This is a genomic window from Paenibacillus sp. NPDC056933 (genome assembly GCF_042674385.1).
Taxonomy (GTDB): Bacteria; Bacillota; Bacilli; order Paenibacillales; family Paenibacillaceae; genus Paenibacillus.
Genome location: NZ_JBHUQN010000001.1, coordinates 909,984 through 923,622 on the forward strand (window position 1 = coordinate 909,984; position 13,639 = coordinate 923,622).

The window sequence follows — 13,639 nt, forward strand, 5'->3', positions numbered from 1 at the left end:
AAAAGGAGGACTGCTATTCCATGCTTTTATCCTATCATCCAATGAAATTAACTCATGCGGAAAAAATCGTTACCTGGACGTATGAAAATGAATACGCGATGTACAGTTTCTCTGAATCCAATGAAGATATTCATGAATTAATGAATGGGGAATACTTTTCAGTCCTGGATGAACTGGGAAGGTTGGTGGGATTTATCTGTTGCGGAGAATCAGCACGTGTACCGGGAGGAACCGCAATCGGACTGTATCAAGAAGATGGATATCTGGATATAGGCCTTGGATTAGATCCAGATCTGACTGGACAAAAGATAGGATCTGTATTTCTTAAACAAAGTTTAGTATTCCTGCAAAACCAATTTAAAAGTTCTCGGTTTCGGCTGGTGGTTGCCACATTCAACGAGCGAGCAATTAAAGTATATGAGCGGACAGGCTTTCAAAGAGATAAGGCGTTTTATAGCAAAGTGAATGACGAAGACATGTTATTTATCAGTATGAAAATGAAAATGGAAATGGAAATGGAAATGCCCATGTACTCTTTTGAAGAAATAACAGAGCAGCATTTGACTGAAGTCAGGGAAATATATAATTACTATGTCTCTAATACAACCATCTCATTTCATACCGAAGCATTGACCCTGGAAGAAACCAAAGCATCTGTCATGAACCAAAATCCGCGATTTAAATCGTTTGTCATTAAACAAGAGAACGAAATTCAAGGTTATGTTCTAATTACCCAGTACAAGAGTAAACAAGCCTACGACTTCTCGGGTGAAGTAACGATTTATTTGAAACCGGATATTGTAGGGAAGGGCATTGGTAGAACGGCACTGCGATTTATAGAGGATGTTGCGCGCGAGCAAGGATTCTACACCTTGATTGCTACGGTATGCATGGAAAACACACGCAGCAAGTCTTTATTTGAGAAGCATGGATATGAGCAATGTGCGATGTTTAAAGGAGTGGGATATAAATTTGACCGCAGATTGGATATTGGTAGTTTTCAAAAGGTGTTATAACGTATGAATCATATTCAATATAATCTAAAATTCGAAAAACTCGTCACTGAATTAGAGCTTGGTGTGTTGATCAGTAAGCCCAGGGCAATCTCGGGTGGGCTTTTACATCGCATGTATGCCATTGAAACCACACATGCCAAATATGCTGTGAAAGCGCTGAATCCTCAAATTATGGGTAGACCTGCAGCTAAGCAGAATTATATTCAATCCGAAAAAATAGCAAACGTGGCAGCAAATTTTATCCATGCTCAACCTGCCAAAGTGATAAACGGTTCCTCTATGCAGATCCTGGATAATCAATACTATCTTATATTTGACTGGATCGATGGTAAAAGTCTGGAGCTTCATGAAGTAACCGAAACTCATTGTGAGCATATGGGCATGATTCTTGCGGATATTCATAAAACCGATTTTTCACAGCTTCATATTCCTAAACTTGAGCCGGATCTTTCGAAAGAAACCGATTGGAATTATTATTTAGTCAAAGGTCAGAAAGAGAATTCGGATTGGACGATTCTATTAGGTAATACCATTCAAAAGCTCTATAAGTGGAGTGCTCAGGCAAAAAATGCATCGGTAATACTGGCTTCAAATACAGTTATTAGCCATAGAGATTTAGAACCTAAAAACGTGATGTGGCAGCAGAACAATCCCATCATTATTGATTGGGAATCAGCGGGTTATATCAATCCGATGCATGATCTGGTGGAAACCGCTATGTATTGGTCTGTAGATCACACCGGAAACGTGGACAAAGGAAGGTTCTTGGCTTTTACGGATGGATATCGGTCTCGAGCGGGAAATTTAAACGCCAACTGGAAAATAGTTCTCGAAAATGGTTTTGCCGGAAAGTTGGACTGGCTTGAATACAGTTTGAAACGATCTTTATGGATTGAATGTACAGATATTGAAGAACAACAGATGGGAACCTCACAAGTCACATGGACTATAGAAGCGTTAAAACAACACGAGGATATGATCTCAGATGTTGAGAACTGGTTGTGTAGCTAAATCCGAGATAATTGTTATCCGATACAGGAAGGGGTGACTAACATGGCAAACACTAAAGGAACATTAAGAACATGCGAACAAGGGCATTCCTATTACAAAAGTAGCGATTGTCCAACCTGTCCGGTCTGTGAGAAGGAACGGAAACCGAAAGAAGGATTTCTTTCATTGCTGTCTGCACCCGCCAGACGTGCACTGGAGAATCAGGGGATTACGACATTACGACTACTCTCGCAATACACCGAAAAAGAGATTTTGAAGCTGCACGGGATCGGCCCTTCTGCGATGCCAAAACTTCGACAAGCACTTGAAGAAGAGGGGTTATCTTTTAATAAATAACCCTCTTCACTCTTAATCTCCCTAAACCAAACCTGAAGCCAATTCCTCAACCGTCACCTGATACAACCCATTCCCATCACTAAGGAGCAAACGGTTTTGGCGAAGATCCTGTCTCGCCTGCTTGAACGGCTTATTCTGTTCATTCACGAACTCAATCTTCTGCCCTTTTGTAAGTGTGCCGGGCTTCTCCATTTTCTTGAGAACAAACGTCCCGTGTTTACCATACCCGGCATCAAACAAAAAGTGATACCCATCCGTACAGAAACCGGAGGAGCCGGATAGGTTAGGATCTACAAATGTTACTTTAGGTTGCTGGGTACCGCCTGAAACACAGCCAAGCATAAAATCGGTATAATAATAAAACCATACCTGCTGTTCATTCACCACATTGAGTGCGTAACAATCGGCAATATCGGCTGTATGGTCTTCGTATAGTTTGTTACCGTGCATATCCCAGGCTAACAGTCCTTGTGAGCCAATCGGATTATTCCACCCATTGTTCCCGAATACACCCTCGTCAAAGTAGCTGGTCCAAATGGTCCCGTTCTCGGTCACCTGCACACTCTGAATACCGTCTCCCAGCAGAAACTCGCGAATCGTGTTTCCTTCTCGATCACACACTTTGGCGTTCAGATCATACTTGTCATTCCCGTAATACGTGCAGCGCGCCCCGATGAGCAGCAGGTGACCATGTAATGGTTGCACGTAATGATAATTGAACGTTTGCCCCCAAATAACAACTTCCTCAATGGATTGCTCCGTTACAATCAGAACTTTGTATGTGTAGGTTTGATATAGTTTGGTCTGTACAAACATGCCTTGTTTTCTTTCGGGAATTTGGTTTATGAGCAGTACGTAGACCTTACCCTCCCTCCCCCACTGTGTGGAAATAATTTCGAAGCCATCCAAATGTGCTGAAATCTCTGCAAAGGGCAGAAGTTTTATCTTGGGATTGGACATTGGATTATTCCTCCTTAAAACATGAATGCAGAAGTGCCATCTGCATGATGTAATAAAGTATGATGGAAAAGTACGCTGCCGAACATGGCGTAAGTATAACGAAGGCTCTCTTTTCAGAGTAATAACTTGAAGGGGGGAAAAGGGTATCCTTCCTCATCCTCCCATAGTATACTAAAACAGTTGTGTAAAATATTATGCGAGGAAATGTTAATGTCAGCTCAATTTGATTATGATCACCCGTTGTAGGTCCTCGATATGGACCCCATACTTTATCAAATCAGAACGAGTTCATAATACGTTTGTCAGATAAAAACATACACCCCGACCTAAGATGGTAGATCTAAGGACGGGGTTGTTATCATCCAATTATTCAAAAAAATGGCCAGATGAACTGCATATAGATGTGGATAAGATTAATCCACCTAAGGGGAAGGGATTGGCTGCTAAATTGAGGAGGAGATAAATTGAAGATTTTCTTAGTAAGACACGGGATGGATGAGGAGGGCTACAGAGGTGGCTGGAGTCAGCGAGGGCTCATTGAAGAAGGTATTACTCAATCGGAGAGACTCGGAGATTACCTGTACCATCATTTAGAGCAATATAACATAAACACGGTGATTAGCAGTGATCTTCCGCGTGCAGTTCAGACTGCAAAAGAGCTTGAAAAAAGGCTTAACATCAAAGGGGATTACCTGAAAGACTGGAGAGAAATGAATAACGGAGATTTGGCTGGCATGCCAAACAAGGAAGCTGAAGTGAAATATGCAGGAGTTTATTTTAACACTCTTGGAATGGATGCCCCGTTCCCAGGAGGAGAAAGTCCTCGGGATTTTTATAACAGAATATGTACATCCTTTCGAGATTTATGCCGGAGTATAGAGGAGCAAAAGATCAAATCCAATGTTCTACTGGTCACGCACGGTGGAGTAATCAACATCCTTTATTATCTTTTAGAAAACCAAAATTGGACCAATACATCGGAGTTTCATTCTATAGGGAATACCAGTGTTCATACGGTTGAAAAAGGAGTAGAGGGTTGGGAGTTTAGCAGCATGAATATGATGAGTCATCTAGGTTGGTTTTTGCTCATAAACTGAATCAAAGTTTTCATTGCTGCCTTGCCATAACCTTTACCTTGATGCTTCTCGTCAATCATTATGGCAGGAATCCAATAGTTATCATCCTTGTCTGGATTTGTACAGAATACAAGAAAACCGACTAAAACCTCTTCCGAGTAAATAGCACGTAATTCAAAATCATCAACATATTTAGATTCAGCAATCCAATAAACGACAGGTGCAGGAAAGATATGAAGCTGTTCTGGCTTAACTTTAAGTTGGGTACATTCATACCAATTTTCATTAGACACTGGCTTTAATACAACTACCATACAAAATTCCTCCCAAATTTTACTTCACAGAGGAATTTATCCTCTGTGGTTACTTCGTATCCTTTCTAAAAACTATTGCAACATGGTTATTCTTCATACCACATCACTCCTCTCGAAATGAAAAAATTTTAATGTATCTTATTTTCTTTTTTGTTTAATATATCCTTCTTTTATCAGAGAAAACAGTTTAAACATATCAATCACTTCAAAACAAATAGTTGAGAAAATGGCCTACTACGCTACAATGGAATGAAATGGAAGTGTAAGGAGGTTGCCGATATGAGTGAAAAACCAAGTGATTTGCTGCGCGGATTGAAGTCCTTATCTGGACCTTTTCCGACTTGGGATACCGAGCAGTTACCGGATGGACCGGGGGAGCTTTTTTTGGATTGGCTGAGACTGGCTATCGATTATGAGGTAAAAGAACCTCATGCGATGACAATCTCGACAGTGGACTCAAATGGTTTTCCAGATGCACGAGTATTGATTTTGAAAGACGTCGTTGACGAAGCTTTTTATTTTGCATCTGGCTCGGAGAGTCGAAAAGGTCAGCAACTGGAGAACAATCCGAATGTGGCACTGACCTTTTACTGGCCTGCGCTGGGCAGACAAATTCGCATAAGAGGGATTGCTGAGGATATGGGCGAGGAAGCAGGTGCGGCGGATTTTCGAAAAAGATCGGCAGGGGCACGCGCAGTTGCGATGACAGGAAGACAGAGTCAGGAGCTGGACAGCGAGGAGGAATTGGAACACGCCATTGCCGCTCAGAAGGAACGGATCAGTCGTGATCCAGATGTCATTACACCGAATTGGAGACTGTACGCCGTAAACGCAAAGGAAGTTGAATTCTGGCAGGGAGACCCGGAGCGAAAGCATGTGCGAATCCAATATATTCTGCAGCAAGGGCAATGGAAGCACCAGAGGTTATGGCCGTGATTTTATAAAGGAGGAATATGTGTGAGTCGTAGAACTACAGGGACACTTCTGCTGGTCATAGCGGCATTACTGTACAGTGTTCGATATTTGAGTGCTGCCATTTTTGGTTCAGGTGTAACTTCGTGGGATTCGGAACTGTTTCAGGAGATGCTGAATTATGTGGGAACTGCTCCGCGAAATTGGAGTATAGCTGCTTTAATTCTGGGCTTGTTCTATTTAGTATGGGCGGAATATGAAGCAACCAGCTCCAAAACCAAAGAGAGTCTCAAGCGTTTTGTGAGTAATGAAACTGTAGATCAAGAAGATTATGATTCCAAGTGATGATATGATTCCCAACGTACATAATGTCATATCGAGCATCGACCGCATCCGCTATAATCTCCAAGTTGAAAAAAACATGGAACAGGAATCGGGAGGTACATCGATTTGACAGCAAAAAACAGATATAAATCACTTGAACTTGAAACACCCGGCGTATATGAACTGGAGGGACTGGAGGTCGGCGTGACCTCCAATTGCAATTACAAATGCGACTATTGCTGCGCGTACAATCGGGACGATGGGCAATGCATCGGTGGTCAGGAAGTGATTCGCATAATCAGTGAGCTTCCGCGGCTCAAGCGGGTGCGTTTATCCGGGGGAGAAGTGACTCTGAAATATCAGGATTGTCTGGACATTGTGACGTATTGCGGCGCACATGGCATCGACACACAATTAAATACCAATGCCAGCTTGCTAACGGAAGAACGAATTCATGCTTTGCGTGATGCCGGCTTGTCCAATATTCATATATCGTTCAACTATACAGATCGGGATGCATATGCAGCCTATTACCGTGTACATCCCCGCATGTATGAGCGATTGGAGCACAACATTCGTCTTTGTACCGAGGCGGGGCTGGAAACTGTGCTAGAAACGCTGCTATTTGAATGCACCCAAGCGAACATGCAGGCCATTAGCGATAAAGTCTATGAACTGGGTGTGCGCATCCATGAGATCCAGAACAGCATTGTGATGCCACATAGTCAATGGAGCCAGATTGCTTCCAAAGAATCACTCATCCACTCCGTAAACGAGCTGATTAAGCACAAGAAGGAAGATACAACGTTATATTTTACCTGTATGGATCGTTTTGCCGAGAAATTGGGTTTGCGTGAACAGCCAGGTGTGCACTTCTCCAATTGTGTGGATGGAACCAAACAGCTGCATTTGCACGGCAATGGGGATATTCTCATATGTGAGCTATGCCATCCGGTCGTTATTGGTAATATCTATGAGGGTACGTCTTTGAGAGATATTTATATCAAACAGCCTCAAGCGTTAACGGATTATTTAGAAAAGAAGCCCTGCCCCGCATACGATGCTCTTTTTGCAGGTGAACAATCAGGCTTATAACAAACAGCTTGGCATCGTACCTGTCCCCTATTGGGGTATACATATGTGGATTAAAATCCATTCATATCATTCAAATGGAAGGTTGCCTGATCTCCATAACGGAGAACAGAGTAATCTTCTTTTTTTGCATTCCTAATGTTTCAGATTCATTTAAGCTAACCCGCCTATGATGAGCCTTAAGAACCTAGAATTTTAGATGAAGAGGTGAGCTTCACATGATGAAGATCTATCCAAAATCCAACGAGAACGATCCCAATAAAAATGCAAAACCAAGGCGCAAATGGCTGATGATCACACTTGTTATTGTTCTGGGCCTTGGTACTGTGATATACAGTCTGGCAGATCGCTACTTAATCCGGCATGTACAGGTTGTTGTAGCGGATGACAATACATCTGCAACCAGCACCTCCAGTGATACTTCAACCACGGCGACTGAAGTGAATGCAACGTCAGATGACTGGAACTATTCCAGCGATGATATGCAAGTCAAGATCGACAAGGTGCAGACGGGCTCAGGCTCAGATCAGCTCACGTATTACGTCGCAGATGTACAGCTAACAGATGCGAGCAGCCTGCGCTCGGCTCTGGCAGATAACAGCTTTGGCACGAATATTACCGAAAACACTTCAGAGATTGCAGCGGACAACAACGCCATATTTGCGATCAATGGTGACTATTACGGCTTCCGTGATGACGGCGTGATTATCCGTAATGGCACGGTATATCGGGATGATCCGGTTCGTGATGCGATGGCGCTATTCAGTGACGGTACGATGAAAACGTATAACGAGACGGAAGAATCCTCATCGGAACTGCTGGCGGAAGGCGCGACCAATACATTATCTTTTGGGCCAATTCTGATTCAGGACGGTGAGATTGTAAGTGACTTCAGCAGTGTGAAAATCGATAACAACTTTGGTAACCGGTCGATCCAGGATGCGAATCCAAGAACGGCGATCGGCATGATTGCCCCGAATCATTATGTATTCGTTGTGGTGGACGGACGGCAGGATGACAGCCGTGGTATGACCTTGGCAGAGCTTGCTGATGTCATGAAAGGTCTTGGCGCAACGGAAGCCTACAATCTGGACGGCGGCGGCTCATCCACGATGTACTTCATGGGTCGGGTTGTCAACAACCCGCTGGGGAGAAATCAGGAACGAGGCGTAAGTGACATCCTTTATCTGAAGGAGGGACAATAAGCATGACGATATTAATTCCATCATACGAACCGGATGTTCGTTTATTGAATCTCATTTTACAGTTGCAGACGTTTCAGTTAGGACCTATTGTCATTGTAGATGATGGCAGCGGGCCAGGTTACCGGGGGATTTTCGAGACGGCAGAAGCCTATGGGTGTACAGTCCTGACACATACAGTTAATCTGGGCAAGGGACGTGCGCTCAAGACAGGATTCCAATATATCAAGGGACATGGTCTACAGGGCGGTATCGTATGCGCAGACAGTGACGGACAGCATCTGCCGCATGATATCAAACGCATCTTCGATGTACTATTGGAGCAGACTGCGCCGGGGATTGTACTGGGGAGTCGTCGGTTCAGTGGAACCATTCCAAGGCGCAGCCGTTTCGGCAACACGGTCACACGAGGTGTCTTTTCTCTCACGACAGGTACGAAAGTATATGATACGCAGACAGGCCTGCGAGGTTTTCCTTACTCGATGCTGGACTGGCTGTGCCAGATACCGGGGGAACGATTTGAATACGAGATGAACATGTTGCTGACAGCGCATAAAGAAGGGTATGAGATCACGGAAGAGTTTATAGATACGGTCTATTTGGATTATAACAAATCCTCTCATTTTCGCCCATTAGTAGATTCATTCCGCATTTATATGCCGATTCTGATGTTCAGTACGTCTTCGGTGTTATCGGCCTTGATTGATTTTGGCTTACTGTTCGTGATCCAGTATTTCACGCATAATCTGTTCCTGTCGGTTGTTGCAGCGAGACTTTGCAGCTCGATTTTCAATTATACGATCAATCGAAAGTATGTATTCTCAGCGGGAAAAACGTCCAAAGTCCGTCAGTCTTTACCGAAATACTTCTCACTGGTCGTTCTGGTGCTGCTATTAAATTACGGATTGTTGTACTTCTACAATGAAAAACTGATTATCCCGCTGATTGCAGCCAAGCTGTTAACGGAGGTGTCGATCTTTGTGTTCAGCTATTGGGCACAACGCAGATTTGTGTATTAACACTAAAGAGAGTAAGCACACTGCTTGCTCTCTTTTTTTTCATTCAGAACCGTTTTATGTTTACCTCGTCATGGGGTACGATGGAGGTAGTTGGGATTTTTCGCAAGTTTGCATCCATTAATTTGAAACAGGGAGAACGAATCATTCCTCCAATCGCAGTTGCCCCCCAAATTTCAAATTATGTTTTAGCGAGAAATTAGGGGGCAAAGGAGAACACTGACGCTTTTCCGGAATTTCTTCGTTCTCTCCGCGGCTTCGTGCTCAGCCCTACCTCATAGACCAAAAGGAGACATGGCCACTCAAAAGAATATCCTGCGCTTCTTGGTTAATAAAAAAAGGTCGAGAACAGGGGGATGTTTACCCTGTTCTCGACCTTTTAAATTCAAAGGAGGACGAGCATTACATCAGCTTCTTAATCTCATCCTTCAGAATTTCGGACTGGGTGCCGAAGATGACCTGCACAGCTCCGCCACCGAGCCTCATGATGCCGGAAGCGCCAAGCTGTTTGAGCGCCTGGTCGTTGACGGCTTTGTCGTCCCTAACAACAAGACGGAGGCGAGTGATGCAGGCATCGATGCTCTCGATATTATCTGTTCCACCGATCTCGGCGAGCACTTTGCCAGCTTTGGTGTCGGCAGACGCCGCTGCCACGGAGGAAGCATCAGTGGGGATATCGGCATCATAAGCGTCATCCTCGCGCCCCGGCGTTTTCAGGTTGAACTTGACAATCATGAACCGGAACAGGAAATAATAGACGACCGCAAATGTGAGTCCAACTGGAATCATGAGCAGCGGATTGGTCGATAGCTTCATGTTCACGAGGTAATCAATCAGACCTGCCGAGAAGGCGAAGCCAAGCTTAACATTCAGCAGATACATGATCAGGGCCGCTGCACCGGTAAGAATAGCGTGCATCACATACAGCAGAGGCGCCGCGAACATGAAGGAGAACTCGAGCGGTTCGGTAATACCCGTTAAGAACGAAGCCACCGCTGCGCCGATAAAGATCGAAGCGACCATTTTGCGCTTTTCAGGCCTGGCTGTATGAATCAAGGCAAGCGCCGCCGCCGGAAGAGCGAACATCATAATCGGGAAGAATCCAGACATGAACATGCCTGCTGTAGGGTCTCCGTTGAAGAAGCGGGTTAGGTCCCCGTGCACGACTTCCCCGGCTGCATTGGTATAATCCCCGATCTGGAACCAGGCGATGGAGTTGAGGACATGATGCAGACCGAGCGGGATGAGCAGGCGGTTGGCGATCATGAACACCATGGAGCCAATGCCGCCAAAGCCTACAATCCAGGCGCCGAAAGCGCCGATGGCATCCTGAATCGGGCTCCAGATCATGCCGATCAGGATGGCCAACACCAGCATGGAGCCGGCGGTGACCATCGGCACAAAGCGTTTGCCCGAGAAGAAGCCGAGCCAGTCAGGAAGCTTGATATTGTGGTATTTATTATACATATAGGCTGCAAGCAGTCCGGCAAATATCCCGCCCAAAACGCCTGTATCCAGCTTGACATCGTCAGGAATATAGCCGAATACACCTGGAACGGCTCCCAGAATCCGAATCAGCACCATATAAGCGATCAGGGCGGAAAGAGCGGCGACCGCATCCCCCGCCAGTCCGATTGCCACCCCGATGGCGAAGATGAGCGCAAGGTTGCCGAAGATCGCCCCCGCTCCCTCATTCATGAATGGAACTACATACTGATTGAGAAATCCCCCTATCACGGGTCCGAGCGGAATGTCCTTTTCATAATTAAGAAGACCCAAGCCTTGAAGAATACCTGCTGCAGGCAGGGTTGCCACAGGAAGCATCAGGGATCTTCCCAGCTTTTGCAGTGCTTTCAGCATATTGTTCTTCCTTTCTTTTTTTAGATTTATGTTATTTGGGCAAGCTGACTTTCATGATAGTTCCCAAGCCCGCTTCTACGTTGCCATACGTCGGGTGTGACTCCCACGGCTGTTCTGCCGCATTCGCAACGATGACAGGGGTGATGACCGGATAACCAGCCGAAGCGATAGCATTCAGGTCAAATTCGATCAGGGTTTGACCGACAGCGACCTGATCCCCGGTCTGCACTTGGGGGGTGAAGCCCTGTCCTTTCAGACTGACAGTATTCATACCGATATGCAGCAGCAGCTGCAGCCCGGAAGCATGCTCAATCATTACGGCATGATGCGATTTAATCAGGTGCACTACAGTGCCGTCGATAGGGGCGACCAGCCTGCCCTCCTGGGGAATCACTGCAACTCCTGGACCCATTAGTCCTTGCGCGAACGCTTCGTCAGGCACTTCTTCCAAACTGACGCAGGTTCCGGTGAGCGGGGATACGATGGATATTGTCTCAGATGTTTTAGCAGATTTATTGTTTTTCCATTTCCAGATCATTGTGTGTTGTCCTCTCTGTTGTTGGTTTTGGCATGGGTTTGAAAAAGCCGGTATAAATGCATGGCGAGAAAAGCCGTTTCTTCCTCGGGTACCTCTGTACCCAAATCCTCGGCCATGACAGCACTTAGCTTTCTGGCCAGCTGGTATTCGGATGGATACCCATTTTGCACATATTGTGCGAAGGTGGGGGCCGTCATCGGCTTCTGATACAGGCGTTCCATGGAAAAGCGCAGGTGTATCATGAGTCTTGCCTGGCTAAGGCTGCCCTGCCCAAAGCGAACGCCAACCTGCTCTTCAATAATGGACTGAAGCTTCCTGATTACATTTGATACCTTAACCAGCTGTCCGACAGGGACGTGATTTACGGAGGAGTACACATGGTATGTCAGGAACCCCGCCTCATCCTCCGGAACCTCTACGGCAAAGGCCTCTCCGATCATGGCCGCCGCTTCCGAAGCGATTTTGAATTCTTTCGGAAAACTGAGCTTTGTCTCCGTAAGGAAAGGATTCAGAATCTCCATCCCGTTGCGGAGCCGATATAAGGTGAACTGAATATGACTTGGAAGAGCAAGGTAGATCTTGTCATTCAGCTTGCCAGGAAACTGATCAGCGATGAGACGGATAATCTGGTCAGAGATGTCGATGACATTGGGGTCCAAGTCCTTCATCAACTCCTGCGCCTGCCCCCACTCCTCCCGGTCCTCCAGCCGGAACCTTTTCTCAATCCGCGGATCATCGGCCTGAATGGTGCTTTCCCCTTTGAACGCAAATCCCAACCCTTTGCCGATCAGCACGTACTCCTTGGTACTCTGGTGCGACCGGGCCAGAACAATATTGCTGCCGACGACCCGCTCCACCTGCAGCAGCATTCCTTTACTCACGGTTCACCGCCTCCTCGTTTCTAAAGTTAGCGCTTCCAGGTCCCGGAAACGGCAAAAAGAGCCAAGAAGCGAGTATGGTCTCATGTTCGCTTCTTGGCTCATGCCCTCTGGAATGGTAACACGCCAATTCATTTTATGTTTTTATGCAGTACATTCTTTCTACATCATATAGAAGTTGGTCTGATGCCGTCAACCATAATTTTGTCATCCGTCTGTTCGTCGTTTAATATAGGGGATGTTAAATGAAAAGATACCTGCCGTATTTGATGAAAAAGGAGCCATGATCACCTTTTAAGGTGGAATGAGTGTGATCCGTTGTTGAATCGTGTTCGGGTAGATGGAGCCAAATCTAACATGAATAGGAGCGTGTCTATGTATCTTCGAAGTGTGGAGTTACTGTCTGCTAAAGTCGAGAATCCAGATCAATATCCGTTTCATATACCGTCCATACAGTCTCTGGATCGATTGGAATTCAACAATAACATTACGTTCTTTGTTGGTGAAAATGGATCGGGCAAGTCCACACTGCTCGAAGGTATTGCTCATCAATGTGGATTTAATACAGCCGGGGGCGGGAGGAATAATGCATTTGAGATTTATGCTTCTGAATCGTCGCTCGGGAATTATCTAAGACTAGCCTGGTTGCCCAAAATTACGAATGGTTTCTTCATGCGCTCGGAGTCTTTCTATCAATTCGCATCTCATGTAGATGAGTTGGGGCCGGAGTCTCTCAGGTATTATGGCGGTCGTTCGTTGCACGAACAATCCCATGGGGAGTCTTTTCTCAATCTGTTCGTAAACCGATTTAATTCCAAAGGCATCTATCTGCTCGATGAGCCCGAAGCCGCATTATCTCCAGCCCGTCAACTCTCCTTGTTGCGCATTCTTCACGATCTATCAGACAATTCCCAATTTATTATCGCGACACATTCGCCGATTCTATTGGGATATCCGGGAGCGTGCATTCTGAGCTTTGACGATGGTGGGATTCAGGAAGTGGACTATGAGGATACAGAACATTATCAGATCACCCGCAGTTTTCTGGAAAACCGTGACCGGATGCTGAACGAGTTGTTCAAAGACTAATGATTTTATTTTAAA

The 13,639-nt window shown here is 45.5% G+C and carries 16 protein-coding genes; 11 read left to right on the forward strand and 5 right to left on the reverse strand.

What is annotated here, in order from left to right:
* Positions 1 to 20: 20 nt before the first annotated feature.
* Genes ACFTRD_RS04090 through ACFTRD_RS04100 form a run of 3 tightly spaced genes read left to right on the forward strand, consistent with a single transcriptional unit; the run spans position 21 to position 2,363 of the window.
* The gene (locus tag ACFTRD_RS04090; protein ID WP_379377853.1) at positions 21 to 1,016 is read left to right on the forward strand and encodes a GNAT family N-acetyltransferase; all 996 of its coding nucleotides are present in this window, start codon (positions 21 to 23) and stop codon (positions 1,014 to 1,016) included.
* Between the two features lie 3 nt (positions 1,017 to 1,019).
* On the forward strand, positions 1,020 to 2,027 hold the full coding sequence (locus ACFTRD_RS04095; protein WP_379377854.1) for an aminoglycoside phosphotransferase family protein: 1,008 nt from the start codon (positions 1,020 to 1,022) through the stop codon (positions 2,025 to 2,027).
* A 42-nt stretch (positions 2,028 to 2,069) separates the two neighbouring features.
* Positions 2,070 to 2,363 carry an RNA polymerase alpha subunit C-terminal domain-containing protein gene (locus ACFTRD_RS04100; protein WP_379377855.1) on the forward strand — a complete coding sequence of 98 codons (294 nt, stop codon included), beginning with the start codon at positions 2,070 to 2,072 and terminating at the stop codon, positions 2,361 to 2,363.
* A gap of 21 nt (positions 2,364 to 2,384) precedes the next feature.
* Here ACFTRD_RS04100 and ACFTRD_RS04105 read toward each other — a convergent pair whose 3' ends face one another.
* On the reverse strand, positions 2,385 to 3,323 hold the full coding sequence (locus ACFTRD_RS04105) for a hypothetical protein (RefSeq protein ID WP_379377856.1): 939 nt from the start codon (positions 3,321 to 3,323) through the stop codon (positions 2,385 to 2,387).
* A gap of 229 nt (positions 3,324 to 3,552) precedes the next feature.
* Between ACFTRD_RS04105 and ACFTRD_RS04110 the strand changes: the two genes are divergently transcribed.
* Positions 3,553 to 3,633: a DUF2569 family protein gene (locus tag ACFTRD_RS04110; RefSeq protein ID WP_379381175.1), complete on the forward strand. Its 81-nt coding sequence runs from the start codon at positions 3,553 to 3,555 to the stop codon at positions 3,631 to 3,633.
* Between the two features lie 154 nt (positions 3,634 to 3,787).
* On the forward strand, positions 3,788 to 4,420 hold the full coding sequence (locus ACFTRD_RS04115; RefSeq protein WP_379377857.1) for a histidine phosphatase family protein: 633 nt from the start codon (positions 3,788 to 3,790) through the stop codon (positions 4,418 to 4,420).
* On the opposite strand, the gene ACFTRD_RS04120 is transcribed toward ACFTRD_RS04115, so the two are convergent.
* Complete coding sequence (locus ACFTRD_RS04120) at positions 4,390 to 4,713, reverse strand: GNAT family N-acetyltransferase (RefSeq protein ID WP_379377858.1); 324 nt, start codon at positions 4,711 to 4,713, stop codon at positions 4,390 to 4,392. The genes ACFTRD_RS04115 and ACFTRD_RS04120 overlap by 31 nt on opposite strands.
* A gap of 279 nt (positions 4,714 to 4,992) precedes the next feature.
* On the opposite strand from ACFTRD_RS04120, the gene ACFTRD_RS04125 reads away from it, so the two are divergent.
* The 5 genes from ACFTRD_RS04125 (at position 4,993) to ACFTRD_RS04145 (ending at position 9,262) form a co-directional block, all read left to right on the forward strand.
* A complete protein-coding gene (locus ACFTRD_RS04125) occupies positions 4,993 to 5,649 on the forward strand; it encodes a pyridoxine/pyridoxamine 5'-phosphate oxidase (RefSeq protein ID WP_379377859.1) in 657 nt (218 codons plus the stop codon).
* Between the two features lie 21 nt (positions 5,650 to 5,670).
* Positions 5,671 to 5,970: a hypothetical protein gene (locus ACFTRD_RS04130; protein WP_379377860.1), complete on the forward strand. Its 300-nt coding sequence runs from the start codon at positions 5,671 to 5,673 to the stop codon at positions 5,968 to 5,970.
* 105 nt (positions 5,971 to 6,075) lie between these two features.
* The gene (locus tag ACFTRD_RS04135) at positions 6,076 to 7,044 is read left to right on the forward strand and encodes a radical SAM protein (RefSeq protein WP_379377861.1); all 969 of its coding nucleotides are present in this window, start codon (positions 6,076 to 6,078) and stop codon (positions 7,042 to 7,044) included.
* A 215-nt stretch (positions 7,045 to 7,259) separates the two neighbouring features.
* On the forward strand, positions 7,260 to 8,246 hold the full coding sequence (locus ACFTRD_RS04140; protein ID WP_379377862.1) for a phosphodiester glycosidase family protein: 987 nt from the start codon (positions 7,260 to 7,262) through the stop codon (positions 8,244 to 8,246).
* 2 nt (positions 8,247 to 8,248) lie between these two features.
* On the forward strand, positions 8,249 to 9,262 hold the full coding sequence (locus tag ACFTRD_RS04145) for a GtrA family protein (protein WP_379377863.1): 1,014 nt from the start codon (positions 8,249 to 8,251) through the stop codon (positions 9,260 to 9,262).
* Positions 9,263 to 9,661: 399 nt separating this feature from the next.
* On the opposite strand, the gene ACFTRD_RS04150 is transcribed toward ACFTRD_RS04145, so the two are convergent.
* Genes ACFTRD_RS04150 through ACFTRD_RS04160 form a run of 3 tightly spaced genes read right to left on the reverse strand, consistent with a single transcriptional unit; the run spans position 9,662 to position 12,538 of the window.
* Complete coding sequence (locus ACFTRD_RS04150; protein WP_379377864.1) at positions 9,662 to 11,119, reverse strand: PTS transporter subunit EIIC; 1,458 nt, start codon at positions 11,117 to 11,119, stop codon at positions 9,662 to 9,664.
* Positions 11,120 to 11,150: 31 nt separating this feature from the next.
* Positions 11,151 to 11,657, reverse strand: a complete 507-nt coding sequence (locus ACFTRD_RS04155; protein ID WP_379377865.1) for a PTS sugar transporter subunit IIA — start codon at positions 11,655 to 11,657, stop codon at positions 11,151 to 11,153.
* Positions 11,654 to 12,538 (reverse strand): BglG family transcription antiterminator, encoded by an 885-nt coding sequence (locus ACFTRD_RS04160; protein WP_379377866.1) that lies wholly within the window; start codon positions 12,536 to 12,538, stop codon positions 11,654 to 11,656. Before ACFTRD_RS04160 ends, ACFTRD_RS04155 begins: the two co-directional genes overlap by 4 nt.
* Positions 12,539 to 12,910: 372 nt before the next feature.
* Here ACFTRD_RS04160 and ACFTRD_RS04165 point away from each other — a divergent pair, with 372 nt between their 5' ends.
* Complete coding sequence (locus tag ACFTRD_RS04165) at positions 12,911 to 13,624, forward strand: AAA family ATPase (protein ID WP_379377867.1); 714 nt, start codon at positions 12,911 to 12,913, stop codon at positions 13,622 to 13,624.
* The last annotated feature ends 15 nt before the right edge of the window (positions 13,625 to 13,639 follow it).

Excerpts from the sequence above, each read along its gene's own strand:
- ACFTRD_RS04105 (WP_379377856.1), bottom strand. The coding sequence starts at position 3,323 with ATGTCCAATCCCAAGATAAAACTTCTGCCCTTTGCAGAGATTTCAGCA.
- ACFTRD_RS04090 (WP_379377853.1), top strand. The coding sequence starts at position 21 with ATGCTTTTATCCTATCATCCAATGAAATTAACTCATGCGGAAAAAATC.
- ACFTRD_RS04095 (WP_379377854.1), top strand. The coding sequence starts at position 1,020 with ATGAATCATATTCAATATAATCTAAAATTCGAAAAACTCGTCACTGAA.
- ACFTRD_RS04100 (WP_379377855.1), top strand. The coding sequence starts at position 2,070 with ATGGCAAACACTAAAGGAACATTAAGAACATGCGAACAAGGGCATTCC.
- ACFTRD_RS04145 (WP_379377863.1), top strand. The coding sequence starts at position 8,249 with ATGACGATATTAATTCCATCATACGAACCGGATGTTCGTTTATTGAAT.
- ACFTRD_RS04110 (WP_379381175.1), top strand. The coding sequence starts at position 3,553 with ATGATCACCCGTTGTAGGTCCTCGATATGGACCCCATACTTTATCAAA.
- ACFTRD_RS04120 (WP_379377858.1), bottom strand. The coding sequence starts at position 4,713 with ATGGTAGTTGTATTAAAGCCAGTGTCTAATGAAAATTGGTATGAATGT.
- ACFTRD_RS04140 (WP_379377862.1), top strand. The coding sequence starts at position 7,260 with ATGATGAAGATCTATCCAAAATCCAACGAGAACGATCCCAATAAAAAT.
- ACFTRD_RS04165 (WP_379377867.1), top strand. The coding sequence starts at position 12,911 with ATGTATCTTCGAAGTGTGGAGTTACTGTCTGCTAAAGTCGAGAATCCA.
- ACFTRD_RS04125 (WP_379377859.1), top strand. The coding sequence starts at position 4,993 with ATGAGTGAAAAACCAAGTGATTTGCTGCGCGGATTGAAGTCCTTATCT.
- ACFTRD_RS04150 (WP_379377864.1), bottom strand. The coding sequence starts at position 11,119 with ATGCTGAAAGCACTGCAAAAGCTGGGAAGATCCCTGATGCTTCCTGTG.
- ACFTRD_RS04155 (WP_379377865.1), bottom strand. The coding sequence starts at position 11,657 with ATGATCTGGAAATGGAAAAACAATAAATCTGCTAAAACATCTGAGACA.